Raw genomic sequence first — 24,009 nt, 5'->3', positions numbered from 1 at the left:
ATGGTGAAGATAATCATTCTTTAATTTTGATTTTCAAGACTTGCTAAATTGCTACCAATCATGTTAGGAATCCCACAGCATAAAGTTGAATCCATTAAATGTATTAAAGTTATCTAAAAATCATGAATGTACTAACTTTACAGTGGCAAGAAGCAGGTCAAAATAAAACTCAACAAATTTATGAAAAACATAACAGTAAAAACGCTGGTACTTGTCGCATTGGACGTGATCCAGCAAAGTGTGATATTGTTTTAACTCATCCGACAGTATCCGGTTTACACATTGAGATATTTTTTAATTCTCAGCAACAACGTTTTTATATTAGAAATTTACGTGAACCAAACCCCCCACAAATAGATGGTAAATCTTTAGTTAAAGGAGAAATAGCTTTAAATGAAAAAAGCATTATTTATTTAGGACAACAACAACTACAAGTTACGGCAATTTCTGTTAGTAGTATTCCTTCTACGATCATAGTCCAACCACCAAAACAACCCGTACATCACCACCATAAACCATCTATTCCAACACAACCAAATTCGGTGTATGGTTTAGACTGTCCTAAATGTCATAAAGTTTCCCCACCAGAAAATTTACAAATAGGTTGTCCTTGGTGTGGTACATCTTTAGCTGCTGCTGTTAGTGTAATTATTGGGTGATTGGTGATTGGTGACAGGTGACAGGTGACAGGTGACAGAAAAGAGGGAGCATCCCAAATATGTAAATTAATTTTGATCTAACGGAAAAAATGATCTAAGGTCTTGATATGATTGAACCGCAAAGGACGCAAAGGACACAAAGGTAAGAGAGTTTCAGAGATTTTTTGGTGTTGCTGCGGTTATTGTTTCAAAATTGGGATGCTCTCCAGAAAAGATGGAATAGGAAAATCAGGAAAATAACTAATAACTAATAACTAATAACTAATAACTAATGACTAATAACTAATGACTAATTTACAAATTCAGTTAAGTTGGGAAGATCCAACAACGGGAGAAAGACGAGAACCAAAATTAACTCTACCGATTGCTTTTGGTCGAGAATTTGCGAAATTACCTACAGAAATTAGGGGTCAGCGTGTTTCGCGGATGTTGTTAAATAGCGATGAAGTTTCTCGTTATCATGCTTTAATTGATTGGCAACAAGACGGTCAGCAAAATCATTTGATGGTTATTGATCAAAATAGTGCTAATGGTATTTATATTAATGGTCAAAAACAAACACGCTGTCAATTAAGTAATGGGGATACTTTACAAATCGGATCTTATGTTATTACTGTTAAATTTCTTTTAAATGCTACTCCCGTAACAGTTAATAATTCTGGTAATATTCAATTTAATCCTCATACTAATATACCAGATCCTAGTATATCTCCAGTTCGTCTATTTACGCCTTTAGGTAGTAATTTTCCACCTTCAGAATTTCAGAATCACAAAGTTGATTTACAAGCTATTCATGCTACTGGTTTACCTGTTGATGAATGTGATTATTTAGCGGTTGGTGCTGGTTTGGGTAGTTTTATTTTGGTTGATTTATTAAGAATTAGTGGTGTTAAATCTGAAAAAATTATTGCTGTAGGATTAGAAAAAGAACCCTATGCACGTTATAAGAGATTATGTTTAAATTCTCAAATTCCTTTACATGAAAGATTGCGTTCTAATTCTGATTCTTGTCCTGATAATATTTGGGGATGGCCTAGTTATGCTTTGCGAGAATCTTGGCATGATTTAACAAAAGGTCAGATAAATTCAGCTTTTAAATATTTATGGCAAGTTTTTAATGAACCAACTTTTGCAGAAACTTATACTCCCCGTGCAGGTAATGTTTTTGATTCTATAGATCGGGAAGCTAAACGTATTGGTTGGGATAAAACTTATCGTTATGGTAGAGTGAGAGCTATTAGAAAAACGGAAGATGGTAGATATTGTGTTGCTTATTCTCGTGGTCCGGGAAATTATGCTTTTTTAGTTTGTCGTTATTTACATTTAGCTACGGGATATCCGGCTATTAAATTTTTACCAGATTTACAAGCTTATCGGGAAAAATATCAGGATTTTAAGTCTGTAGTTAATGCCTATGAAGACCATAATCATGTCTATGAACAGTTAGAAAAACAAGGTGGTACTGTTTTAATTAGAGGACGGGGTATTGTAGCTTCACGAATTTTACAACGTATTTATGAGGTGAGAAAACAAAATCGCAATATTACAGTTTTACATTTAATGCGATCGCCTAAACCCCAAGGGAATAAATTTGAAAAAGCCCAACGTCCTGTTAAAAATCACTATGAGTTTCAACCTTTTAACTGGCCAAAAGCTTGTTGGGGTGGTGAACTACGAGTCATGTTAGAAAAAGCCACCCCAGAAGAACGTCAAAGGTTATTATCTGACTGGGGAGGAACTACTACCGCAGATCGTGGAGACTGGCAAAGAATCACAGAAGCAGGTATTAAAGAAGGTTGGTATCAAATTACTTTTGGTCAAGTTGTGAGTGTGGAAAGAGATGCCCAAAACCACACTATTACCCATATTCAAGAAAAAGGTTTTGGGGAAATGAAATTAACTGCTGATTTTATTATTGATGCTACCGGACTTGATGCCAAAGTTAAAACTAATCCCTTATTAGAAGATTTAGTTGAACATTACAAATTACCTTTAAATCATTTAGAAAGATTGGTAGTAGCCAACAATTTTGAATTAGTAGAAATGCGAAATACTAAAGGTCAAATGTATGTAGCAGGGGCAATAACTTTAGGTGGACACTATGCAGCAGTTGATAGTTTTTTAGGTTTGCAATATGCGGCGTTAGTTGCTGTAGATGGGATGTATATTGCCCGTGCGCCTGGTATTAAAAAGTTAAATACTTTTAGCTCTTTAAATCAGTGGATCAAATGGGTTTTTAATCAAGCACCATGATAGGTGACAGGTGACAGGTGACAGGTGACAGTTAAGAGTTTTTACCAATTACCCATTACCCATTACCCATTACCCATTACCCATTACCCATTACCCATTACCCATTACCAATCTATTCAGATGCTAATCGCCAAGCAGGATAGGGGAAAAGATTTTTAAATCCTGCAAGACGTTCTTGGAATGTTTCTTGAGAATGATTCCAAAGAGTTTCATAATAAAAGAAAACTACTCCTAATTCTTGTCTTTGGGCAGTTCGCACCTGATTTGTAATTTGTTGCATTGATACTGGGCTAGTTCTTAAACCTGCCATAATTCCTACTCCAGTCGGAATTAGTTGTTGTACTTCTTGCATTTCTGGACGGACAATTTTAGCAGCGAAACTGTTTAAATCAGAACGATAAACTTGTACAATTAGTTCATCTACGATGTTTAATCTCACCCAATTTAACCAATCTTGCAGTTGCAGTTTGTAAGCAAAATCGTAGTAATTCGGTGAAACTGAAAAAATTACTTTTGGTTTAATTTCTTTAATTCTTTGGTTGAGTCTCACCATGAAATCTGTAATTTTATCTGCCCTCCATTTTACCCATTCTGGGTCTTGAGAATCTGCTGGGGGATCTTTTTCCATTTCTTGGCGATATAAATCAACTGTATATTGATCGTAACCAAATTCATGGGGTAAACTTGTATGATCGTCAAACTGGATACCATCAATATCATAATTTGATGTTAGTTCTACCAAAAGATCAGTAATAAATTGTTGTACTTCTGGATGAAAGGGATTTAACCATGCAACTTCACCGGCTGCACTAACAGAAGTTTCGCTACCATCCCGCTTTTTTGTTAACCATTCTGGTTTATTTAATGCTAGTTCTGAAGTTTGGGGAGTCATAAAACCAAATTCAAACCAGGGAACTACAAGTAAATTTTGACGATGGGCTTGATTAATTACATCGGCAAGAATATCATGGCCATCTGAACCACGAAATACAAAAGGTTGAATTTCTAAATCTTTGGCTATCTTGCTGGGGTACATCACATAACCAGAATTCCACACTACGGGATAAATAGTATTGAAGTTGAGGCGACGTAGTTTTGTCACAGCATCGTTAACTTTGGCACGATCCTTAAATATATCCAAATCATTGTTAGTGATCCATACACCGCGAATTTCTTGACGTGGTATTTGGGCGTTAACTGGTGTAAAGGTATTTGTTAATAAGACTGTGACAAAAGAAATTAAAAACAAAAAGGGAAACAACCTTTTAAAAAATTTGTGATGCCAATTTATTGTTTTTAAATTCATTGTTTTTATATGTTGACAATCTGAAGAAAAAAAATTGAATTTCACTCTTGGGGCAGAGGTTTGAATTAACCATTTATGCAGCAGTCTAAAATTGTGAAGTAATTTATGATTCATATTTTCTGAGGGTGTGCAAAATGTAAGTATTCAGCTATCAGCAATCAGGAAACAGCTAATAGACAGGATTCAGAGGTTTTAAGTTCAGGTTAATTTCAGTAATGTTATTTATCTGCATTTGTGTCTTTTCATTCTTTATATTTCATATTTCAGGTACTGACGGAAGCCGACGGTTGATTGCTTACGTTTTTGACGTAAATACTTCAAATTAGTGCCTGGTTTAACGGTTCTAATTTAAGATTTTGGATTTTGGGTTCTAACTTTGTGCATAAAAGATAAAAAATATACCATACAATAGTGTAATAATGTCTAGAATATTGTAGAGATATCAATTACATTCTTGTTTAAGATGCAAACTGTAAAACCTTCCTCCTCAATGCTGTCTATTACGCCAAAACTATGTCAACCTTTAAAAATTGTCGCTTTGGGGGATAGTTTAGTATATGGATATGGGGACCATGAAAAAGGTGGTTGGGTAGAACAATTAAGACGCTGGTGGATGTTACCGGATAGTGTGGGTCATGTGCTTTATAATTTGGGGGTAAGGGGCGATCGCACTCAGCAAGTCTCACAACGGTTAGAAGTAGAATTTCGTCACCGTGGAGAAATTAGAAACCGAGTTCCTGATTTAATTATCCTCTCTGTTGGCGTTAACGACTCACCCCGTTTAGGTCGTCCCACTGGGAAAAATTATACAGATTTTGCGGAATTTGAAACAGCGATCGCCACATTATTAGATCAAGCACAACAACTTTGTCCAGTCCTCTTTGTCGGTATGGTCCCGGTTGATGAAGCCAAAATGCCTTTTCTCGATTGTTTATACTACAATCATGCTGATCAATACCGCTACAAAGAAGCTACCCGTCAAGCTTGTGAACAAAGAAAAATTCCCTATTTGGATATTTTTGATCAATGGATGTCACATAATGAAACTTGGAGAAGTCAACGCATGACAGCAGATGGACTTCACCCCAACACTCTCGGTTATCAGGACTTATTAGAAGCTGTCCTCAACTGGTCTGAACTATCTCAATATCATTGTCAAGTAGATTATCAACTTAAACTATAGTATGTAAGAATTCAGGAGTCAGGAGTCAGGAGTCAGGAGTCAGGAGAAATATATATATATATCGTGTTCCCTGTTCCCTGTTCCCTGTTCCCTATTTACCATTTTTAATTTTTAATTTTTAATTTTTAATTTTTAATTGTTATGACTCCCACTTTATTTGGTCGGTGGCAAACTCGATTATTATTATTAGCAACTGTTGGTGTATTAGTATCCATACCTTTTGCTTTAGGGTTAATAGGTTCTGGTGCGAATATAGTTTATTTCTTTATACTTGCTTATGTTGCTATTTTTGGTTTAGTTTGGGATGTTGTTTATAATTATCTGCAAAAGTCTCGCTGGGATAGAGACTGGCCAGCAGCTTATCAATTTTTTGCAGGTATTTGGGAGATGATATTTGTTTTTTGTGGAGTAAAGATTTTTGGGTTTTTACCTATACCTATACCCAAAGAAGAATTATCAATAGGTGCGTTTTTATTACATTATTCTGTAGTTTGGTTGGCGGTTTTTATGAGTTCGCAAAGTTTAATGAGAATTATTTTTCCCCGTTGGCGTTTTCGTGGTGGACAGTGGTTATAAAAGACAGAGTTTTTTTCACGCAGATGCGCAGAGGAGTACGCAAAGTTTAATGGTTAAATGTTTATGTGGGTTATCTAAAATTTGATCTTCTAGATTATGATGGGAAATAAAGTTTCTAATTACTCATATTACAACACAACTTTTAAAGCTTGCTCGATAATATTTACATATTCCTCTACTTTATACATCCGATAGGCAATTTGATCAATTTGATTTCTGATTTCTATTTGTCTGAGCAAAACTGTTTCTAAATCTGCTCTACCTACTTCCTGTGTAACTCTATTCGCAATCACTTCTAAAGTACGAAGATTACTAAATCTATCTTGATCATATCTCTTAACTTTAATGACATCAAAAGCAATATTCACTAAGTTTCCTATTTCCCGTGATAATTTTTGTTTGCGACGGAAAGAAGCATCAAATTCAGTTAAATAAATTAATCTTGCTAACAGATATCTCCGTAAATAAGAATTACGAATATTCACGTTAGCTATTTCTATCCATTCTCTATCCCCTTCTTTCCAATCTTCATCATCGGTAATTTCTCCCCACATTATATATCCATTTGCAGTTGGTTCAATTTTTAATGCTAATAAATGTCCTTCTGCATTTGCATTAGCACTTTCCCATTCAATATCAATAGCATAATCACCTGTTAATTGATGATATTCATTTAACGATACTTCTTTACTAGGAATTTTCCCAGCTTTAGCTTCATAAGTCGTGATAATTTGATAGCGATTTTGCCATATTTCATGAGCTTCACGACTTAATTTTATTAATTCTTGATAATCATAATTTGTCTCATCATTAAATGGGAGAATTGGTAAATCACCAACTTGATTTTCAAAATATTCAAATATTCCTTTTCCTGTTAATTTGCCAATTCCACCTAATGCACGATAGCGAAACTCTAAAACTTGGGAATTGATTAAAGCACAGATATAGTAAAGGATATTAACATCAGTATTTGCACATTTGATATAAGCAGCTACATCACTTTTAAAACCAAAAATTCCCTGTTCATCAACAAAAAACTTATTAGAATTTGCACGACGGGGAAAGAGAATTTTTGCATCTCTCATTCCGTAACGTGGCCGATGCAAATGAAACCACTCATAACTACTGGTTTTATTTCTATAAACATCTCTGCTTTCTAATTCTGAACGATTTTCCTGTAAATAGGTTTTGACAGACTGTGGTAATTCTTCCCATTCTGTTTGATGAGTATAGTACAAAATTTGTGTATCTGGTGGTTCACAACCATAGGAATTAATATCAGAAATCGCAACTCTTTGTAAATAATATTCATCAGGAAATCTTTGTTTAAATTCACCTTCAAAAATAGAATCACGACCTGTAGTAATACCTTCTGTATAACGTACCCAGTCTATATCTCTTAATTTAGTACCCGATTTATCAATTTTCTCAAAAATATGATTATAGGGTGAAATTTGCCAACGATTATCATTTAAACTAGATTGGGTAATATCTACCTGGGTTACACCATCAATTAAACTTAAACAATTATCATCATTCTTAAAAGTATTTTTCACAATATCCAAATCCAGAACATAAAAAGTAGTAAAAGTATCTTCTGGTTGAGGATTTTTCCTTTGCAATTGCATAATACAGGTAGCAATTCCCGCTTGAAAAACTTGATGTCCTAAAAAATCAATAATGTTAACTATCTTCGTATTTTTACAAATAAATTCTCGTAAACTTCTAGATTTATCACCTTGAATAAAAGAACGAGAAATGATAAAACTTAAATAACCATCTTCCTGTAAAATATCAAAACCCCGACGGAAGAAATAAAATAAAATATCTGTTTTATCAGTATAAATATCAGGATAGGCAAATTTTAACCATTTTAATTCTAATGCACCTCTACCAAAGGTAGCATCAACATTAAAATAAGGAGGATTACCAATTATTGCAGAAAATCCTCTTGCTGATTTTGGTAATCTAGGATCAAAAATATAAGGAAATTCCAATTCCCAATTAAATGGTTTTTTTAGTACAACTTCCTCAACCGCAGTTGATAAAATCATTAATTCAGATTTTACCCTTGCTAATTCTCCTGAAGTCCAATTTTTTAAACCCCAATTTTTTAAACCATTTTCTAAACTTTGATCAGCATGATTTTCTTGTATGATTAACTTTCTAATTTCTTCTATCTCGTTATCTTCAGCATCTCGATTTTTAATTAAATTAACTACCGAATTGATACTTTCATCACTAGCAAAAAAAGCAGTTAACACAGGATTAATTTCTTGATTAATTGCGGTAATTCTAGTTTCTAAATTACTCACAGCTTGATTTCTTTCAATTTCTGTTTGGGTAGTATCTCTAGCAATTTTAGCCAAATCTGCGACTATTGCTAATTGTGTTTCAAAAGGCTGTAAATTAGCAGGACTATGAACTAAACTATCACCAACACGAATATTTAAAGTTAGTGCAGGGAGATGGGAATAAATAGAACCATTGCGTCTACCATATTCACCGGGACGCGCACGTAATAACCTAGTCCATAATGATAATTTTGCTAATAAAACCGCTTGGGGATCTCGATCTACTCCATGCAGCATTTTTACTAAAATTTGTTCTTCAGGATTAATAATTGGTTGGGGTGCTACATGACTAAATAAATCAAAATTTGTGGGAATTTTGGCATTTTGACAAGCTAGATTATAACGTTTAATTTCTGTTAATAAATAATCAAATGCACCTAATAAAAATGAACCAGAACCACAAGCAGGATCAAGCACTGTAATTTCTAAAACCGATGCTGCTACTAAATAAGCTTGTTGTAATTCACCTGCTGCTAGTAATTCAATTGCTTGATCAATTTTCGGTTTTACTAAAGGTTGTAAAGTTTGCTGAACAATCCGACGGACTATATAATTAGGAGTATAGAAAATACCTTCTTTTTTGCGAGTTTTTTGATTTTCTAAGATTTGAATAATATCATTTTCTAAAATTAATTGATGAGCCAAAAATTGTTCATAAGCAGTACCTAAAATATCCTGGGTTAAAGTTGTAAAATCATAGTTATAAATTGAACGATAATTAGCCAATGTTCCTGTAATGGGATAAAGTATTCCCTGTTGGGGAACAGCATTAATCACAATAATTGATTCTAAATATTCAACATCAATAATTAATTCATCAATCCAGGAAGGTTGAAATAATTCAGTATTATATCCCACCCATGTATGACGAAAAGCACGCCTTAATTCTTCAATAAAAGGTAAATCAGGAAAAGTTTGCTGCCAGTTGTAATAAACTCTACCCAAATAATTAAATGGCATTTCTCGGCTAAAGGTTTCTAAAAGTCTAATTAAGAGAAATCGATTCAGAATAATTTGGGCAGCTTCACGAATTTGATCTAAACTTAAATCAGGGTGAGATTTTTTAATACCATTAGCAATAATAATTCGCCAAATTTTTAAATCTGCTAGAAATTTAGCACCTAATTCTTCTCTAGATTTTTCACTATAAAAAGCTTCTAAACGATTACTAGATAAATTTTCCCGGACTAAACAATTGTATAATGTACTAATCAATTCAGGATCATTTTTCAGATCCTCCATTGTAAAAGACCAAAAAGGTTTGCGATCCTGTAATCTTAAAATATGCCATTCTCGAAAGTTAGATAAAATAATCCAAAGAACAGGCTCTTGTGTACCAATATCTAAACTATAATTTCTGATATAATCTAATACTTGCTTTTCATTAGCTTCCCAGATATTTTTATCCCATAAACTTTTAGCTTCAAAGAGCAATTTTGGATGTTTTCCGATTTCATTACGCAGCAAATAATCCACCCATGTCGTAGTACCAATTAAACTACGAATTGCGCCTTCTAAAGTCCGGTATTCCGAAGTATAACCGAGAGCATCTAAAACAGGTACAATGAGACTATCTTTAGTATTTTCTTCTGGTTTACCACTACGTGGTGAACCTAACATAGTTTCTGCTGTTGTAATTAACTGAGTAATATTTTCGCGGAATTGTGATAGTGACATTTACTTACTCATTCATGAATCATCATCTATGATACCTAGTTTTTTATCCTTTTGATGAGGCATAAAAAAAATTTACATATAAGTGGAATAATACAAAAATCACAAAAAAATCTCCCTCAAACCTTCTTTTCTTCCTCTTCTTCACTTCCATTCCTTCGTGTCCTTCGTGTCTTCGTGGTTCATTCCTTTGCTCCTTTGCCACTTTGCGCGAAACAAAACCATAAAAAAAACCGCCTATTCCTGTAAAAAACAACAACAAAATAAGCGGCTTTACCAAAAATTTAAACCTAAAAATTAATTATTAGCAGCAGCTAATTCTGCTAAACGTTCCTGTTGATCTTGAGAAATACAAGATTGAATCAAAGTTTCTATATCACCTTCTAAAACAGGACTCAAAGTGAAATTCTGTCCCAAACGATGATCAGTCACCCGACTATCTTTATAGTTGTAAGTGCGGATTTTTTCTGAACGAGAACCAGTACCAACTTGCGATCGCCTCATCGAAGTTACAGCTTCCTGTTGTTCCCGCAACTTCATTTCATAGAGTTTCGCCCGCAAAATTTGCATCGCCCGTTCCTTGTTCTGTAACTGACTCCGTTCTTCAGTACAGAAAATGCGGATACCAGTCGGTTTGTGCATCAAGTCAACCGCCGTTTCCACCTTGTTCACGTTTTGTCCACCCGCACCACCAGAACGCGCAGTAGTCATTTCAATATCTTTCGGGTCAATATGCACCTCTACATCATCCACTTCTGGCATAATAGCCACCGTAGCTGTAGAAGTATGTACCCTACCCCCCGCCTCCGTAGCAGGAACACGCTGCACACGATGAACACCAGCTTCAAACTTCAGCTTACTGTAAACACTATCGCCTTGAATTTCCAGAATTACTTCCTTGAAACCGCCCATCTCACCCAGAGACTCGCTGACTAACTTCACTCTCCAACCTTGAGTATCAGCATAGCGGGAATACATTCTCAGCAGATCACCAGCCCAAATACTAGCTTCATCACCACCAGTCCCAGCGCGAATTTCCAACATGATGTTTTTATCATCATTCGGATCACGAGGTAGCAGCAATATCTTCAACCTGTCTTCCAGATGTTCTATCTTATCTTCTAATTCCTTCACCTCAAAAGCTGCCATTTCTTGCAACTCTGGATCACCATTAGACTCTTTAAGAATTTGACGCGCCCCAATTAATTCTTCCTGGGCAGTTTTCCAAGTTTCGTAAGTATTAACAACCTCTTCTAAAGAAGAACGAGACTTAGCAATTTTTTGATACTCATCAGGATTTTTCGCTGTATCCGGGTCAGCCAAACGGCGAGTTAATTCATGAAAAGTTTGTTCAACAGATTTAAGTTTCTCCAGTAAATATGATTCTGCCATAACGACTTCACAAGCTCCTAAAAAATAACAAGTTGGCTCAAGCATAAAATGACAAGTGACCCCACAACCATGCAGGGTCCTTGTAGTGCGGGCATCTTGCCAGCACAAGCTATAGCCAACCAGCTACTTTTTCTTTTTACCGCCTTGTTCGCCAGACATACCATACTTGCGGAGGAAGCGTTCCACACGACCCTCAGCGTCAATAATTTTCTGAGTACCAGTGTAATAGGGGTGGTTTCCAGACCAAACATCTACGTGCAATTCCGGTTTTGTAGAACCAACAGTCATCACAACTTGACCGTTACAGTAGACCTTAGCCTCTGGATACCACTGGGGATGAATATCAGGTTTAGCCATTTTTCCTTTTGTGGTGTTTCTCTATCAAAATTATAACTTTCAAACTTTGGTAACTAAGAGAATTTTAGATTTTAGATTCAACATCAAAACGCAATTAAAACCATTGATTCAGTAACCCAAATTGCTAGTGATAGTCTTCAGAGGACAGCAGGGAAGAATAACCAAGAAAAACAGGACTTACAGAAAATCTCTCTAAACCTTCTTTCCTTCGTGTACTTCGCTTCTTCGTGGTTCATGCTTTAGTGACTTGTACACAAATCAGAAAAAATTCATTCTCAACTCTAAAACTCCCAACTAGCAACTTACATTAACAGAAAACCATCTGCGTTTATCTGCGTCCATCTGCGTTGAAAATTCAAAATCCAAAATCCAAAATCCAAAATCCAAAATTGATTAACGTTTGGAGTATTGAGGAGCTTTACGAGCTTTGTGCAAACCGTATTTTTTCCGTTCTTTAGCTCGTGGATCACGAGTTAAATAACCTTCAGTTTTCAAAGGTGAACGGTTATCAGGATCTAACTGACACAAAGCACGAGCGACACCCAAGCGAATAGAGTCAGCTTGACCAGTTAAACCACCGCCTTCAGCTTTTACTAAAATGTCATATTCGCTTTCTAGTCCCAAAGTCTCTAAAGGTGCTTTGATCGCTCCTAAGTAGTTGGCATTGAATTGGAAGTATAATTCTCCATCTTTGCCGTTAACGGTAAATTTACCTTCACCGGGAACTAAGCGTACTTGTGCGACTGCGGACTTACGGCGGCCAGTACCCCAGTACACAGCGCGACCGCTATTAGCTTCTGCTACTGTCATTATTAATTTTCTCCAGGAATTGTGTTAACAATTAGTTCTTTGGGTTTTTGTGCTGCGTGGGGATGGGTAGGACCAGCGTAAACTTTCAACTTTGTAAATAGTTGTTTACCCAAGCTGTTTTTAGGCAACATCCCTTTCACAGCGTGTTCTAAAATCCGTTCAGGTAGGCGTTGTTGCAATTTAGCAAAGGTTTCTGTTTTCATCCCACCAGGACGGCCAGAATGACGACGGTAAACTTTTTGAGTGCGTTTTTTACCGGTAACTGCTACTTTTTCGGCGTTGATGACAACTACGAAATCACCAGTGTCTAAGTGGGGTGTATATTCGGCTTTTCTTTTGCCTCTGAGAACCATAGCAATTTCGCTTGCTAGTCTACCCAGGCGTTTATCGGTGGCATCTACTACATACCACTCGCGCTCAAGTTTTTCTTGAGGAGGAAGGTAAGTTTTACTACTCATTGTTATTTTTCCTTTGTCGGTTTTGAGTGGTCAGTAATCAGCTTTCAGTAATCAGCTTTCAGTAATCAGCTTTCAGTAATCAGTAATCAGCAATTAGTTGTAAGTTTTACTAATAACTAATGACTAATGACTAATGACTAATAACTAATAACTAATGACCAAACACTAAATATGGTTGGGTGTCGTACCAAATTTCCTGGGGAAAGGGAAAATCAGGATATCCTACCCTTAACAAGCATAAGCCTTGAGGTGGTGCGGCGTATTTCACTTTTTCCCGGTTTTCTGTTTGCCAGATGTTGGTGAAATCTTCGAGCGATCGCTGTCCAGAACCAACTTCTACCAGCATTCCTACTAATAACCGCACCATACCGTATAAAAATCCATTTGCCTGAATTTCAATATGCAGCAATGAACCTTTTCGGTAACATTCCGCCGCTTGTACTTCCACCCAGGAATGCGATCGCGCTGATCCGGCACGATGAAAAGCCGCTAAATGATGTTTTCCCAGCAGAGGTTTCAGGGCAGCTTGAATTAAATTTTCATCCAAGGGAGCATAATAATAATGCCAACTGAAGGAGTTCACAAACAAGTTTGGTAGAGCTTCAGTATAGATTGTGTATCTGTACCGACGAAACACTGCATTAAAGCGAGCGTGCCAACGGTCATCTACACCCGCCGAAGCCCTGATTAATATATCTGGGGGTAAGTAACTGTTCAAAACTGTTGCCCACTTGTGTGCGGGTATATAACCTGTAGCATCAAAATGGGCGACCTGAGCAGCTGCATGAACTCCGGCATCAGTTCGCCCTGCGCCGTGAAGTGTCACGTGATACCCCAGAACAGTAGCTATAGCTGTTTCTATCTCTTCTTGGACTGATCGCTGCGCCTTTTGCCGTTGCCAGCCGTGAAAATTAGTACCTAGATACTGAATGACCAAGGCTACTCGATAAGTTGGTGTTGGCTGGCGGCTTTCTAACATACTGGGTTTGGTAAAAGGCAAGAGGCAAGAGGCAAAAGGCAAGAGGCAAAAGGCAATAGTTCTATAATGTTTAATAGATATCTTTCCTGTTCCCTGTTCCCTGTTCCCTGTTCCCTTTGACTTTAAACTAATTCAATAATCGCCATTTCTGCATTGTCACCGCGACGGGGAACGGTGTGCAGGATGCGAGTATAACCACCTTGGCGGTTAGCATACCGATTAGGTGCTTGCTCAAACAAAGCATGAACCAGTGATTTGTCGTAGATATAACCCAAAGCTTCCCGACGTGCTGCCAAAGAACCATCTTTAGCTAGGGTGATCATCTTTTCAGCTTCACTCCGCAATACTTTAGCACGGATTAAAGTTGTGGTAATACGACCATGACGGATTAGCTCAGTGGTGAGCGATCGCAATAAAGCACGACGCTGGTCTGCGGGTTTACCAAGTTTTTTGACTTTACAACGGTGACGCATAATAATGCACTTGAAATTATTACAAAATAAAATTAGTTTGGTTTAGAACCTCTTTCCTGCGGTAAAGTAATGCCTAAACGACGCTGTAAAGCTTCCACTACCTCTTCCGCCGACTTTTGACCAAAGTTTTTGATTTCCAAGAGGTCTTCTTGGGTATAATCCAGCAAATCTGCCACGGAGTTAACTTGCGCTCGTTTGAGACAGTTATAAGCACGGACAGACAACTGCAATTCTTCAATGGGAATTTGAGCAGTTGGATCGTCTGGGATATCTGAACCCATATCTGTAGGTTCTAATGAGATATCTTTTAACGGGTTAAATAAATCTACCAAAATTCCCGCCGCTGAAGAAAGTGCTTCTTGGGGTGAAACACTGCCATTAGTCCAAACTTCTAATAACAGTCGATCTTTAAGAGTACCATCACCACGAGCTTCTTCAACGCTATAATTGACTTTTCGCACCGGCATAAATACCGAGTCAATTTGCAAAAAGTCCAGGGAAGTGGCTTCTTCTCTACCCCGTTCTACAGTACGATAACCTTTACCTCTTTCAATGCGAAACTCCATTTCCAGTTTGCCACCTTCAGCCAAAGTAGCTACATACTGGGTAGGATCAATCACATCTACTTCACTAGGCAAATCAAAATGTGCCGCTGTGACTGTTGCCGGACCGTTAACCAATAACCGACCGATTTGCGGTTGAGAAGAATAGCTTTTGAGAATCACTTCCTTCATTCGCATGAGAATTTCTAGCACATCTTCCCTGACACCGGGAACTGTGGCAAACTCATGAGTAACCCCAGCTATTCTGACTGCTGTAACTGCTGTCCCTTCTAAATTGGACAACAAAACCCGCCGCAATGCGTTACCTACAGTTGTTCCTTGACCACGTTCTAATGGTTCGAGAACAAATTTGCTGTAATGGCTGCGACTTTCCTCTGTATTAGACTCTACACATTCAATTTGAAACTGCGCCACGGAGTAGCCTCCCTTTTAAGGTGCTGCTATCAGGCAATTAATTTGCCTATCGAATTAACTTTATGCTCTGATCTGTGACTGTGATGGATCAAACTGCCAACATTTAAACCAATATTTAAAGCAGGGAAAGTTTGATTTACCAATTCAACCCGCAGGCATGATAATATTCTGTTTTTTCTGTTTTTTTGAAAGTTGAGCAGCCTTCCCAGTGGGAGGGCTGTTATGCTTTTAAATCACCAATTGCTTCTGAAGTTTACTTTATATTTTCCAGATTGCCTTGGCTGTGATTTACCTGAGCATGAACTTTCTGACCGAGCGTGTTTAACAGCTTTAGTAAGCATTCAGCTATCAGTGGTCAGCAGTCAGTTTCTTAACAGTTAAGCCAAAAATTTCTATTGGATCATCTACTGATTTATCAAACTTTCTAACTCCTGACTTCGGTTGGTGAGCGAAGTCGAACCACTGACTCCTGAATTCTTACAGTGTTTAAACTCGACGGCGCTTAGGTGGACGGCAGCCATTGTGAGGAATAGGGGTAATATCACGAATGAGGGTAATTTCTAATCCTGCTCCTTGCAACGCCCGGATCGCAGTTTCCCGACCGGCTCCAGGTCCACTTACCATCACCTCAATTTGACGCATTCCTTGGTCCATAGCGCGACGGCCTGCACTTTCAGCGGCGGTTTGGGCTGCGAAGGGAGTTCCTTTTTTTGCCCCTTTAAATCCACTTGAACCAGCACTTGCCCAGGAGATGACATCTCCATTTTGATCGGTAATGGTGACAATGCTATTGTTGAAAGTAGACTGAATGTAGGCCATGCCGTTAGGTACGTTCCGTTTCTGCTTTTTGCTCCCGGTTTTTTTAGTTGGTTGTCTTGCCATATTTGTTTGGTGAATTTAAGGTAAAACTTGCTGCTATGAGCAAGCCTAGAAAGTTTATTTATTTGCCAGGGGCTTTCTTCTTACCAGCCACTGTTTGTCTTCTACCGCGTCGGGTTCTGGCGTTGGTGCGGGTTCTTTGTCCTCTGACGGGTAAGCCCATACGATGACGACGACCACGATAACAGCCAATATCCACTAGACGCTTGATGTTCATCGCCTCTAAACGGCGTAAGTCACCTTCTACCTGATAATTACTTTCTATTTCGGCTCTCAAAGCCGCTACATCAGCATCACTCAGGTCTTTAACGCGGGTGTCTGGGTTCACACCAGTAGCCGCTAAGATTTCTTGCGACCTTGTTAACCCAATTCCATAAATGTAAGTTAGACCAATCTCTACGCGCTTATCGCGGGGCAGGTCTACTCCCGAAATTCGTGCCACAATGAATCTCTCCCTCTTTTGTTCTTAATCGCAGTTACCAGATCGTGATTAATCACATTCTTGGTTTTTGATGGTGATCTTTCGATAGCACCAAAGCTCTGGTAATCAGAGTTTTATCCTTGACGTTGCTTGTGTTTGGGGTTTTCACAAATCACCATAACGCGACCACGGCGCTTGATCACGTTGCATTTTTCACAAATTTTTTTGACTGAGGCTCTGACTTTCATGCCTGTTCTAATTGACTCCAAATAGTAAATTATAGCATTTCTAGGGAAATTATTTCAGTTAAGCAAATGGGTAAATCCCAAATAAGCTGATTTATGGTAAGATTCTCTACATAGTTTTATTTCTTCCGTAGTCGATAGGTAATGCGGCCTTTTGTCAGGTCGTAGGGGGTTAACTCCACCTTGACCCGATCACCAGGTAGAATTTTGATGTAATTACGGCGAATTTTGCCGGAAATGTGTGCTAGAACATTAAAACCGTTGTCCAAGTCCACACGAAACATGGCATTGGGCAATGATTCGGTGACAGTCCCTTCCATTTCAATCAAATCTTGTTTAGACAAATTTTTTCCTCAACTCGACAATTTTCTGTTCCGTTGCCACAAATGCAATCGGTAAGAATACACAAATTGCGAAATATATCAACAGTTTATTAATATATCTTAGCTAAAAGGAATTGGGGACTGGGGATTGAGGATTGGAATATTTGCTCCTTTATTTCCCCTGTTCATCCCCTAAACAGTTATGACCTTTTTTAATGCAGTGGTGACTTCTTCTTGGGACTGATTACCGTTAACAGTCAAAAGTTTTTGGCGATCGCCATAATATTTGATGAGTGGTGCAGTATCTCGACGATAAACATCTAAACGATGACGAATCACGTCTTCAGCATCATCTTTCCGTCCACGTCCCAGCAACCGAGCAATCACTATCTCATCGGGTGCATCCAGGTTAACCACCTTTTCCTCATCCTTCTCCACTTTTGCCAACAGTTCTCCCAAGAAAATTGCTTGGGCGACTGTGCGGGGGAAGCCATCAAGAATCCAACCGTGTTCTGCATCTGGTTTTTGGAGTCGTTCCTCAACCATATCTTCCACCAGTTTGTCAGGGACTAAATCACCCTTATCCATGTATTCTTGGGCTTTTTTACCCAAATCTGTTTGGTCTGTAATGGCTTGGCGTAAAATGTCCCCAGTGGAAATATGAGGAATATTTAAAAAATCAGCCAAGGCTTTAGCCTGAGTTCCTTTACCCGCACCAGGTGGTCCCAAGAAGATTAATCGCGTCACTATTGTTTCACCATTCCTTCATAGCGTTGAGAGATAACGTAGGTCTGAATTTGCCTTGCCGTATCAATTGCCACGCCCACTAAAATTAATAAAGAGGTAGCACCCAACCCTCTAAAAGTTGGCACGTTTAAAGTGCTTTCTACAGCAGTGGGAATAATAGCCACTAAGCCCAAAAAGAGTGCGCCTAAAAAAGTCAATCTGTTACTGACACGCTCAATATACTCACTGGTAGCCTTACCGGGACGAATACCGGGAATACTAGAACCCATTTTCTTCAAATTTTGCGCCACGTCTACTGGGTTGAGAATCAACGAAGAATAGAAATAGCTAAAGAAGATAATAGAAACCATGTACACCAAAGCATAAACCCAAGAACCAGAACCACTGGGACTGAGGTATGTATTGACGATATTTGCCAAGTCAGCATTTTTAGTGAAATTGGCTATTAGCAGTGGCAAACTGAGGATAGCAGCGGCAAAAATAATTGGCATCACACCGCCTTGATTGAGGCGTAAAGGAAGAAAACTCCGTTGTTCTGCCAAAACTCGTCTACCTACTTGACGACGTGCAGAAATAATGGGAATGCGGCGCATTCCTTCCTGCACGAACACGATACCGATAATGGTAGCTATAAAAACCAGTACGAGGACAATCACACGACCAACTATTTCCCGTCCGCCCACTTGTACCAAGTCAATGGTATCGCCTAAAGATTTAGGTAAAGAAGCAACAATGTTGACAAAAATCAACAAAGATGCACCATTCCCAATACCTCTTTCTGTGATCAGTTCCGATGCCCACATGACAAACATGGAACCAGCAGTGAGAGCGATCGCCGTTTCTGCCACAAAAACTGGTCCGGGATTAACGGCAAATTGTTGTAAGAACAATGCTGAAAAAGCCGTACTTTGAACCACAGCCCAACCAACCGTCACATAGCGGGTAATTTGCGATATTTTCCGCCTTCCAGCTTCCCCTTCATTTTTCTGTAAATTTTCTAAAGAGGGAATGGCAGCAGTCAGTAATTGGATGATAATAGACGCATTGATAAAGGGCAAAATCCCCAGAGCAAATACCCCCAGTGTAGAGAGTCCCCGTCCCGAAAATATATCCAATAAACCGAAAATGGAATTATTGCCGGATATAGCTTCTGCAAATCTCTCGCGATTAATTCCTGGAACTGGTAAAAAGATACCCAGGCGAACCAAAATTAAAATACCGACTGTGACCAGCAGCCTTCCTCTCAGTCCAGCTGCTTGCGCCATCTGCATAAAAGTTTCTTGAGCCGTTGGGGCTTTGTCTCGACTGATCATAGAGTGCTACCTTTATAGTTAACCAGGCGCTGGAAGCGAGTTGACTAGCTGGGAGTGCTGTTTCCTGGCTCAGTCTAAGACTTCACAACTTCCGCCAGCCGCCTCAATTTTGCTACGAGCTTGGCCTGTGAAAGCCGCCGCTTGCACCTTGAGCGGAACGCTCAATTCCCCATTACCCAAGATTTTCAAGGGTCCCTTCACCGCAGTGAGGATACCAGCTTCCTTTAAAGAAGCCAAAGTTACTTCTGAATTAGCAGGTAGGGAGGCCAACTTCTCTACATTTATCGTAGTGTAAACTTTACGATTAACGACGGGAAAACCTTTGAGTTTGGGTATCCGGCGGTACAATGGCTGTTGACCACCTTCAAAACCTGGTCTAGTGCTGCTACCAGAACGAGATTTTTGACCCCGCATACCTAGACCTGCACTAGCGCCTTGACCAGCAGAAATACCTCTACCTACACGCTTACGGCGTTTTTTCGAGCCTTTTTGGGGCTTAACATCGTTGAGTCTCATTTTGATTTGGGATTTTAGATTTGGGATTGATAATCTCGTTGTGCTTATGGATTTTATATGGAGAATCCAATATCAAAGCATGACTAAATATAGAGATTCTCTACAGAAATGCCCCGATCTTCAGCGACTTCCGCGAATGTCCGCAGTGTAGATAGAGCATTAACAGCGGCTCTAGCATTATTCAGAGGATTATTAGATCCTAATTGTTTAGCGAGAACGTTACGTACTCCAGCCAACTCTAATACAGTCCGCACTGCACCACCGGCGATTACACCAGTACCAGGTGCGGCTGGACGCATAATAACTTTAGCTCCTCCACCAATGCCATCAATTGGATGAGGAATAGAATTAGATTTGGTGATAGGGATGTCAATCAGATGTTTTTTACCATCTGCCACACCTTTTTTCACAGCGCCGATCACATCAGAGGCTTTACCTACTCCCACACCAACTTGACCGCGTTCGTTACCAACGATCACAATTGCTCGGAAACTGAGTTTTTTACCACCTTTAACTACCTTACTAACACGACGGATTTGAATCACTCGTTCCTGCCAGTTGGTTTCTTCTTTTTTTGCTTTACTTGCTTTACGACGACCCGTTGCCATAATTCATGCTCTCTCAACGTTAGTTGTCATTGGTCATTAGTCAATTGCCAGTTGCCAGTTTTTGGTTTTCAGTTATTACTGTTCCCTGTTCGCTGTTCCCTGACAGATGACTTTAGAAATCTAAACCTGCTTCGCGCGCTGCTTCAGCTAGTGCTTTGATGCGACCATGATAGAGGTTGCCACCGCGATCAAAAACGACTTTGGTAATACCTTTTTCTAAGGAACGCACTGCTATCAACTTACCAACTTGCGCTGAGGCATCACAGTTAGCACCAGAATCTAAGTTAGATTTCAACTCTGGTTCTACAGTTGATGCTGCGACAATAGTTTGATGTTGTGTATCATCAATGACTTGAGCATAAATATGCTCATTAGACCGGAATACGGCTAAACGTGGGCGTTCTGGGGAACCGCTAACTTTACCACGCACGCGCCGATGACGACGCTGTTTTGATTCTCTACGAGTAAGTTTCATGTTTACTTCTTACCTTTACCACCAGTCTTACCAGCTTTGCGTCTGACCACTTCACCGGCGTAGCGGATACCTTTACCTTTGTATGGTTCAGGTGGACGTACAGCGCGGATTTTCGCTGCTGTGTTGCCTACCACTTCTTTGTCATAGCCACTGACGATGACGTTGGTGTTATTTTCTACAGCAAACTGAACTCCGTCTGGTGGTTCAATTTGTACTTGATGGCTATAACCGATATTCAAAACTAGGTTACGGCCTTGAACTTGGGCGCGATAACCGACCCCTTGAATTTCCAAGCGCCGTTGAAAACCTTGGGATACGCCTTCAACCATGTTGGCAACTAAAGTCCGGCTTAAACCGTGCATTTGTCTAGAGGTACGGGTTTCATCCCGACGAGTTACCAACAGTGTTTCCCCTTCTTGGGAAACAATGACATTGGCAGGTAGGTCACGGGAAAGTTCTCCCTTGGGACCTTTCACCACTACCTTTGTGCCATCAATCGCCACTTGTACTTTGGCGGGAACAGTAATTGGACGTTTACCAATACGAGACATGATTTAATTTTGTCCTTTGTCAGTTATGAGTTGTGAGTACGAGAATGAGTCGTGGTTAATAACCCTGAAAAAATTCTGAACTCCTGAACTCCTAAACTCCTGATAGCGAAGCGTGGCGTTAGCCATACTCCTGATCTTAGTTTTTACCAAACGTAGCAAAGCACTTCACCACCCAAGTTCTGACGACGCGCTTCACGGTCAGTCATAATCCCACTGGATGTAGAAATAATGGCAATACCGATGCCACCTAGCACTCTTGGTAATTCTTTTCTGTTGGAGTAAACTCGCAAACCAGGTTTACTTACACGCTTCAGTGCTGTAATTAAGGGTTGGCGATTTTTACCTTTGTATTTCAGGGAAATTACTAAGTTACGCTTGACCCCTTCTCCGGCTTCTGAAACTTCAGAAATAAAGCCTTCTTGTTGTAGTACCTTGGCAATACTACGAGTCATTTTTGTCGCTGGCACTTGTGTTGTTTGATGCCTTGCCAGGTTAGCATTGCGGATGCGCGTCAGCATATCTGCAATTGTGTCGTTAGCCGCCATCGTTCCCTCTTTAGATGAACTTATTGATCGCGAAAGGGCATTCCCATTTCTTTAAGTAAGGCACGCCCTTCTTCGTCGTTTTTCGCTGTGGTGATGATAGAAATATCTAAACCACGGATTTGATCGATGCTGTCGTACTCGACTTCTGGAAAAATTAGCTGTTCTCGTACACCTAGAGTATAGTTACCCCGCCCATCAAAGCTTTTGGGGCTAACACCGCGAAAGTCGCGGATTCTAGGTAATGAGAGGCTGATCAGACGGTCGAGAAAGGCATACATCCGTTCGCCTCTGAGAGTCACCATGATGCCAACAGGCATACCTTGACGAATTTTGAAGCCAGCGATCGCCTTTTTTGCTCTTGTCACTACTGGTTTTTGACCAGTGATCAGTGCAATTTCGTTTAAAGATGCTTCTAATGCTTTAGCATTTTGAGCAGCTTCACCCAAACCCCGGTTAACAGTGATTTTCACCACTTTAGGTACTTGATGTACGTTAGTGTACTGAAACTGTTGGGTTAGTTTGGGGACAATTGTCTCTTGATATACAGTTTTGAGTCTAGTTGTCGCCATAGTTATTTGTCCTGATTATCCCTGGGCTTGGTCAGGGAATTTTAGATTTTGGATTTTAGATTTTGGATTGAATATCTTTAAATCTACTCAAATCTAAAATCTCAACCTGTTTACAGGCTTATTTATCTAAAATCTCACCTGTTTTTTTCAACATTCTCACTTTCTTCCCTTCAGAGGTAAAAGTGTAGCAGACACGACTAGCGACGTTTTGCTTGGTGGAATAGAGCATCACATTGGAACTATGAATAGGATACTCTTGGTTAACAATCTGACCAGATTCACCTTCTTGCTGAGGTTTAACGTGCTTGGTCTTAATGTTGACACCTTTAACAATAACTTTGCTGTCTTGGGGTAGTGCTTTAATCACTTCTCCCACTTTGCCTTTATCTTTACCAGCTATCACTTGTACAGTGTCGCCGGTTTTGACGTGCATTTTATGAAACACTTTAGGTTTTGGCTTTGCCATTACAGCACCTCCGGCGCGAGAGAAACTATTTTGGTAAAGTTTTTATCGCGTAATTCCCGTGCCACTGGTCCAAACACCCGTGTACCTCTGGGATTGCCATCTTTGTTGATGATGACTGCGGCATTATCATCAAAACGAATGCTCATACCGCTGTCACGATTAATACTTTTCTTGGTGCGAACAATTACTGCCTCCACAACATCAGACTTTTTGACAGCCATGTTGGGGTTAGACTCTTTCACAACAGCGATAATTTTATCGCCTACGCCACCATAGCGACGATTACCTGCGCCTAATACGCGGATGCACATGAGTTTTTTGGCACCGCTATTATCTGCGACATTCAGATAAGTTTGGGGTTGAATCACAACTTAGTCTCCCGGTTAGAGTTGTTAATTTTCTAACAACCATTTATGTTGTAGCTTTAGCGTTAAGAATTTCTGTAACTTGCCAACGCTTAGTTTTGCTCAGGGGTCGAGTTTCCTGAATCCGCACGCGATCGCCCACTTTGCAGTTATTATCTTCATCGTGAGCCTTATAGCGCCGGGTTTTAACTACGATTTTGCCGTACTTGGGGTGAGGAGCGCGGTTTTCTACAGCGACAACCACGGTTTTTTGCATTTTATCGCTCACTACCAAGCCAACTCGTTCTTTGACTGCCATAATCTCCTACTTTGCTTCTTGAGTCGATTGACTTGCTGCCCGTTTCCGTTCTCCCTCTACTGTCAACAGTTGAGCTAGGCGATGGTGGGCGTGTCTAAACTGGTGAGGTTTTTCTAGCTGTCTGGTGGCTTTTTGCAAGCGTAATTGAAATAGTTGTTTCTTAACAGCGACTATTTCCTCAGCTAGTTTTTCATCACTTAATTCTCTAGCTTCTGAAATCTTGGGAAGAGCCATAAC

29 protein-coding genes are annotated in these 24,009 nt (G+C 39.4%); 4 read left to right on the top strand and 25 right to left on the bottom strand.

The window, feature by feature from the left end; genetic code table 11:
- Nucleotides 1-122 precede the first annotated feature (122 nt).
- Nucleotides 123-659 carry an FHA domain-containing protein gene (locus IQ237_RS01730; RefSeq protein ID WP_194051636.1) on the top strand — a complete coding sequence of 179 codons (537 nt, stop codon included), beginning with the start codon at nucleotides 123-125 and terminating at the stop codon, nucleotides 657-659.
- 285 nt (nucleotides 660-944) lie between these two features.
- Nucleotides 945-2,912: an FHA domain-containing protein gene (locus IQ237_RS01725; protein WP_194051634.1), complete on the top strand. Its 1,968-nt coding sequence runs from the start codon at nucleotides 945-947 to the stop codon at nucleotides 2,910-2,912.
- A gap of 112 nt (nucleotides 2,913-3,024) precedes the next feature.
- On the opposite strand, the gene IQ237_RS01720 is transcribed toward IQ237_RS01725, so the two are convergent.
- The gene (locus IQ237_RS01720; protein ID WP_194051632.1) at nucleotides 3,025-4,218 is read right to left on the bottom strand and encodes a glycoside hydrolase family 10 protein; all 1,194 of its coding nucleotides are present in this window, start codon (nucleotides 4,216-4,218) and stop codon (nucleotides 3,025-3,027) included.
- Between the two features lie 463 nt (nucleotides 4,219-4,681).
- Here IQ237_RS01720 and IQ237_RS01715 point away from each other — a divergent pair, with 463 nt between their 5' ends.
- Both IQ237_RS01715 and IQ237_RS01710 read left to right on the top strand, forming a co-directional pair.
- Complete coding sequence (locus IQ237_RS01715; RefSeq protein WP_194051630.1) at nucleotides 4,682-5,401, top strand: GDSL-type esterase/lipase family protein; 720 nt, start codon at nucleotides 4,682-4,684, stop codon at nucleotides 5,399-5,401.
- A 141-nt stretch (nucleotides 5,402-5,542) separates the two neighbouring features.
- The gene (locus IQ237_RS01710; protein WP_194051628.1) at nucleotides 5,543-5,977 is read left to right on the top strand and encodes a hypothetical protein; all 435 of its coding nucleotides are present in this window, start codon (nucleotides 5,543-5,545) and stop codon (nucleotides 5,975-5,977) included.
- A gap of 128 nt (nucleotides 5,978-6,105) precedes the next feature.
- Here the strand turns inward: IQ237_RS01710 and IQ237_RS01705 are convergent, their stop codons facing one another.
- The 24 genes from IQ237_RS01705 to rpmC form a co-directional block, all read right to left on the bottom strand.
- Nucleotides 6,106-10,008 (bottom strand): Eco57I restriction-modification methylase domain-containing protein, encoded by a 3,903-nt coding sequence (locus tag IQ237_RS01705; protein ID WP_194051625.1) that lies wholly within the window; start codon nucleotides 10,006-10,008, stop codon nucleotides 6,106-6,108.
- Nucleotides 10,009-10,302: 294 nt separating this feature from the next.
- The gene (prfA, locus tag IQ237_RS01700; RefSeq protein ID WP_194051857.1) at nucleotides 10,303-11,397 is read right to left on the bottom strand and encodes a peptide chain release factor 1; all 1,095 of its coding nucleotides are present in this window, start codon (nucleotides 11,395-11,397) and stop codon (nucleotides 10,303-10,305) included.
- A 123-nt stretch (nucleotides 11,398-11,520) separates the two neighbouring features.
- The gene (gene rpmE, locus IQ237_RS01695; RefSeq protein WP_194051623.1) at nucleotides 11,521-11,754 is read right to left on the bottom strand and encodes a 50S ribosomal protein L31; all 234 of its coding nucleotides are present in this window, start codon (nucleotides 11,752-11,754) and stop codon (nucleotides 11,521-11,523) included.
- Nucleotides 11,755-12,147: 393 nt separating this feature from the next.
- Nucleotides 12,148-12,564 carry a 30S ribosomal protein S9 gene (gene rpsI, locus IQ237_RS01690; RefSeq protein ID WP_194051621.1) on the bottom strand — a complete coding sequence of 139 codons (417 nt, stop codon included), beginning with the start codon at nucleotides 12,562-12,564 and terminating at the stop codon, nucleotides 12,148-12,150.
- Nucleotides 12,565-12,566: 2 nt separating this feature from the next.
- Nucleotides 12,567-13,022, bottom strand: coding sequence for a 50S ribosomal protein L13 (rplM, locus tag IQ237_RS01685; protein WP_194051619.1), 456 nt, complete (start codon nucleotides 13,020-13,022; stop codon nucleotides 12,567-12,569).
- 151 nt (nucleotides 13,023-13,173) lie between these two features.
- Nucleotides 13,174-14,001, bottom strand: coding sequence for a tRNA pseudouridine(38-40) synthase TruA (gene truA, locus IQ237_RS01680; protein ID WP_194051617.1), 828 nt, complete (start codon nucleotides 13,999-14,001; stop codon nucleotides 13,174-13,176).
- A gap of 122 nt (nucleotides 14,002-14,123) precedes the next feature.
- A complete protein-coding gene (gene rplQ, locus IQ237_RS01675; protein ID WP_194051615.1) occupies nucleotides 14,124-14,474 on the bottom strand; it encodes a 50S ribosomal protein L17 in 351 nt (116 codons plus the stop codon).
- Between the two features lie 32 nt (nucleotides 14,475-14,506).
- Nucleotides 14,507-15,451, bottom strand: a complete 945-nt coding sequence (locus IQ237_RS01670) for a DNA-directed RNA polymerase subunit alpha (protein WP_194051613.1) — start codon at nucleotides 15,449-15,451, stop codon at nucleotides 14,507-14,509.
- 486 nt (nucleotides 15,452-15,937) lie between these two features.
- Complete coding sequence (gene rpsK, locus IQ237_RS01665; protein ID WP_194051611.1) at nucleotides 15,938-16,333, bottom strand: 30S ribosomal protein S11; 396 nt, start codon at nucleotides 16,331-16,333, stop codon at nucleotides 15,938-15,940.
- A 58-nt stretch (nucleotides 16,334-16,391) separates the two neighbouring features.
- Nucleotides 16,392-16,772, bottom strand: a complete 381-nt coding sequence (rpsM, locus tag IQ237_RS01660) for a 30S ribosomal protein S13 (protein ID WP_194051601.1) — start codon at nucleotides 16,770-16,772, stop codon at nucleotides 16,392-16,394.
- 113 nt (nucleotides 16,773-16,885) lie between these two features.
- Nucleotides 16,886-16,999: a 50S ribosomal protein L36 gene (rpmJ, locus tag IQ237_RS01655; RefSeq protein WP_013191489.1), complete on the bottom strand. Its 114-nt coding sequence runs from the start codon at nucleotides 16,997-16,999 to the stop codon at nucleotides 16,886-16,888.
- Nucleotides 17,000-17,115: 116 nt separating this feature from the next.
- Nucleotides 17,116-17,340 (bottom strand): translation initiation factor IF-1, encoded by a 225-nt coding sequence (gene infA, locus IQ237_RS01650; RefSeq protein ID WP_006276978.1) that lies wholly within the window; start codon nucleotides 17,338-17,340, stop codon nucleotides 17,116-17,118.
- Nucleotides 17,341-17,511: 171 nt separating this feature from the next.
- Nucleotides 17,512-18,066 (bottom strand): adenylate kinase, encoded by a 555-nt coding sequence (locus IQ237_RS01645; RefSeq protein ID WP_194051599.1) that lies wholly within the window; start codon nucleotides 18,064-18,066, stop codon nucleotides 17,512-17,514.
- The gene (gene secY / locus IQ237_RS01640) at nucleotides 18,066-19,379 is read right to left on the bottom strand and encodes a preprotein translocase subunit SecY (RefSeq protein WP_096570386.1); all 1,314 of its coding nucleotides are present in this window, start codon (nucleotides 19,377-19,379) and stop codon (nucleotides 18,066-18,068) included. The genes IQ237_RS01645 and secY overlap by 1 nt, the downstream gene beginning before the upstream one ends.
- Before the next feature lie 69 nt (nucleotides 19,380-19,448).
- The gene (gene rplO / locus IQ237_RS01635; RefSeq protein WP_194051597.1) at nucleotides 19,449-19,895 is read right to left on the bottom strand and encodes a 50S ribosomal protein L15; all 447 of its coding nucleotides are present in this window, start codon (nucleotides 19,893-19,895) and stop codon (nucleotides 19,449-19,451) included.
- An 83-nt stretch (nucleotides 19,896-19,978) separates the two neighbouring features.
- Nucleotides 19,979-20,503, bottom strand: coding sequence for a 30S ribosomal protein S5 (gene rpsE / locus IQ237_RS01630; RefSeq protein ID WP_194051595.1), 525 nt, complete (start codon nucleotides 20,501-20,503; stop codon nucleotides 19,979-19,981).
- Nucleotides 20,504-20,615: 112 nt separating this feature from the next.
- A complete protein-coding gene (gene rplR, locus IQ237_RS01625; RefSeq protein WP_194051593.1) occupies nucleotides 20,616-20,978 on the bottom strand; it encodes a 50S ribosomal protein L18 in 363 nt (120 codons plus the stop codon).
- 2 nt (nucleotides 20,979-20,980) lie between these two features.
- Nucleotides 20,981-21,529, bottom strand: coding sequence for a 50S ribosomal protein L6 (gene rplF / locus IQ237_RS01620; protein WP_194051591.1), 549 nt, complete (start codon nucleotides 21,527-21,529; stop codon nucleotides 20,981-20,983).
- A 143-nt stretch (nucleotides 21,530-21,672) separates the two neighbouring features.
- Nucleotides 21,673-22,074: a 30S ribosomal protein S8 gene (gene rpsH, locus IQ237_RS01615; RefSeq protein WP_096570376.1), complete on the bottom strand. Its 402-nt coding sequence runs from the start codon at nucleotides 22,072-22,074 to the stop codon at nucleotides 21,673-21,675.
- 20 nt (nucleotides 22,075-22,094) lie between these two features.
- Nucleotides 22,095-22,643: a 50S ribosomal protein L5 gene (gene rplE, locus IQ237_RS01610; RefSeq protein WP_194051589.1), complete on the bottom strand. Its 549-nt coding sequence runs from the start codon at nucleotides 22,641-22,643 to the stop codon at nucleotides 22,095-22,097.
- A 118-nt stretch (nucleotides 22,644-22,761) separates the two neighbouring features.
- Nucleotides 22,762-23,109 (bottom strand): 50S ribosomal protein L24, encoded by a 348-nt coding sequence (gene rplX, locus IQ237_RS01605; protein WP_228019511.1) that lies wholly within the window; start codon nucleotides 23,107-23,109, stop codon nucleotides 22,762-22,764.
- A complete protein-coding gene (gene rplN / locus IQ237_RS01600) occupies nucleotides 23,109-23,477 on the bottom strand; it encodes a 50S ribosomal protein L14 (protein ID WP_096570371.1) in 369 nt (122 codons plus the stop codon). The genes rplX and rplN overlap by 1 nt, the downstream gene beginning before the upstream one ends.
- A gap of 43 nt (nucleotides 23,478-23,520) precedes the next feature.
- Nucleotides 23,521-23,772 carry a 30S ribosomal protein S17 gene (rpsQ, locus tag IQ237_RS01595; protein ID WP_194051587.1) on the bottom strand — a complete coding sequence of 84 codons (252 nt, stop codon included), beginning with the start codon at nucleotides 23,770-23,772 and terminating at the stop codon, nucleotides 23,521-23,523.
- Between the two features lie 6 nt (nucleotides 23,773-23,778).
- Nucleotides 23,779-24,006, bottom strand: coding sequence for a 50S ribosomal protein L29 (rpmC, locus tag IQ237_RS01590; RefSeq protein ID WP_194051585.1), 228 nt, complete (start codon nucleotides 24,004-24,006; stop codon nucleotides 23,779-23,781).
- Nucleotides 24,007-24,009 lie beyond the last annotated feature (3 nt).

The organism is Sphaerospermopsis sp. LEGE 08334 (assembly GCF_015207205.1).
Taxonomy (GTDB): Bacteria; Cyanobacteriota; Cyanobacteriia; order Cyanobacteriales; family Nostocaceae; genus Sphaerospermopsis.
The sequence above is the reverse complement of the archived record's forward strand: the minus strand, read 5'-3'. Positions and strand labels throughout refer to the sequence as shown.

Bases quoted from the DNA above. Each gene is read 5' to 3' on its own strand.
- rpsH (WP_096570376.1), bottom strand. From the start codon at position 22,074: ATGGCGGCTAACGACACAATTGCAGATATGCTGACGCGCATCCGCAAT.
- rplE (WP_194051589.1), bottom strand. From the start codon at position 22,643: ATGGCGACAACTAGACTCAAAACTGTATATCAAGAGACAATTGTCCCC.
- rpsI (WP_194051621.1), bottom strand. From the start codon at position 12,564: ATGACAGTAGCAGAAGCTAATAGCGGTCGCGCTGTGTACTGGGGTACT.
- rpmE (WP_194051623.1), bottom strand. From the start codon at position 11,754: ATGGCTAAACCTGATATTCATCCCCAGTGGTATCCAGAGGCTAAGGTC.
- rplM (WP_194051619.1), bottom strand. From the start codon at position 13,022: ATGAGTAGTAAAACTTACCTTCCTCCTCAAGAAAAACTTGAGCGCGAG.
- rplX (WP_228019511.1), bottom strand. From the start codon at position 23,109: ATGGCAAAGCCAAAACCTAAAGTGTTTCATAAAATGCACGTCAAAACC.
- IQ237_RS01730 (WP_194051636.1), top strand. From the start codon at position 123: ATGAATGTACTAACTTTACAGTGGCAAGAAGCAGGTCAAAATAAAACT.
- rpsQ (WP_194051587.1), bottom strand. From the start codon at position 23,772: ATGGCAGTCAAAGAACGAGTTGGCTTGGTAGTGAGCGATAAAATGCAA.
- prfA (WP_194051857.1), bottom strand. From the start codon at position 11,397: ATGGCAGAATCATATTTACTGGAGAAACTTAAATCTGTTGAACAAACT.
- truA (WP_194051617.1), bottom strand. From the start codon at position 14,001: ATGTTAGAAAGCCGCCAGCCAACACCAACTTATCGAGTAGCCTTGGTC.
- rplO (WP_194051597.1), bottom strand. From the start codon at position 19,895: ATGAGACTCAACGATGTTAAGCCCCAAAAAGGCTCGAAAAAACGCCGT.
- rpsE (WP_194051595.1), bottom strand. From the start codon at position 20,503: ATGGCAACGGGTCGTCGTAAAGCAAGTAAAGCAAAAAAAGAAGAAACC.
- IQ237_RS01720 (WP_194051632.1), bottom strand. From the start codon at position 4,218: ATGAATTTAAAAACAATAAATTGGCATCACAAATTTTTTAAAAGGTTG.
- IQ237_RS01705 (WP_194051625.1), bottom strand. From the start codon at position 10,008: ATGTCACTATCACAATTCCGCGAAAATATTACTCAGTTAATTACAACA.
- IQ237_RS01725 (WP_194051634.1), top strand. From the start codon at position 945: ATGACTAATTTACAAATTCAGTTAAGTTGGGAAGATCCAACAACGGGA.
- rplR (WP_194051593.1), bottom strand. From the start codon at position 20,978: ATGAAACTTACTCGTAGAGAATCAAAACAGCGTCGTCATCGGCGCGTG.
- IQ237_RS01715 (WP_194051630.1), top strand. From the start codon at position 4,682: ATGCAAACTGTAAAACCTTCCTCCTCAATGCTGTCTATTACGCCAAAA.
- rplQ (WP_194051615.1), bottom strand. From the start codon at position 14,474: ATGCGTCACCGTTGTAAAGTCAAAAAACTTGGTAAACCCGCAGACCAG.
- secY (WP_096570386.1), bottom strand. From the start codon at position 19,379: ATGATCAGTCGAGACAAAGCCCCAACGGCTCAAGAAACTTTTATGCAG.
- rpmC (WP_194051585.1), bottom strand. From the start codon at position 24,006: ATGGCTCTTCCCAAGATTTCAGAAGCTAGAGAATTAAGTGATGAAAAA.
- IQ237_RS01710 (WP_194051628.1), top strand. From the start codon at position 5,543: ATGACTCCCACTTTATTTGGTCGGTGGCAAACTCGATTATTATTATTA.
- rpmJ (WP_013191489.1), bottom strand. From the start codon at position 16,999: ATGAAAGTCAGAGCCTCAGTCAAAAAAATTTGTGAAAAATGCAACGTG.
- rpsK (WP_194051611.1), bottom strand. From the start codon at position 16,333: ATGGCAAGACAACCAACTAAAAAAACCGGGAGCAAAAAGCAGAAACGG.
- rplF (WP_194051591.1), bottom strand. From the start codon at position 21,529: ATGTCTCGTATTGGTAAACGTCCAATTACTGTTCCCGCCAAAGTACAA.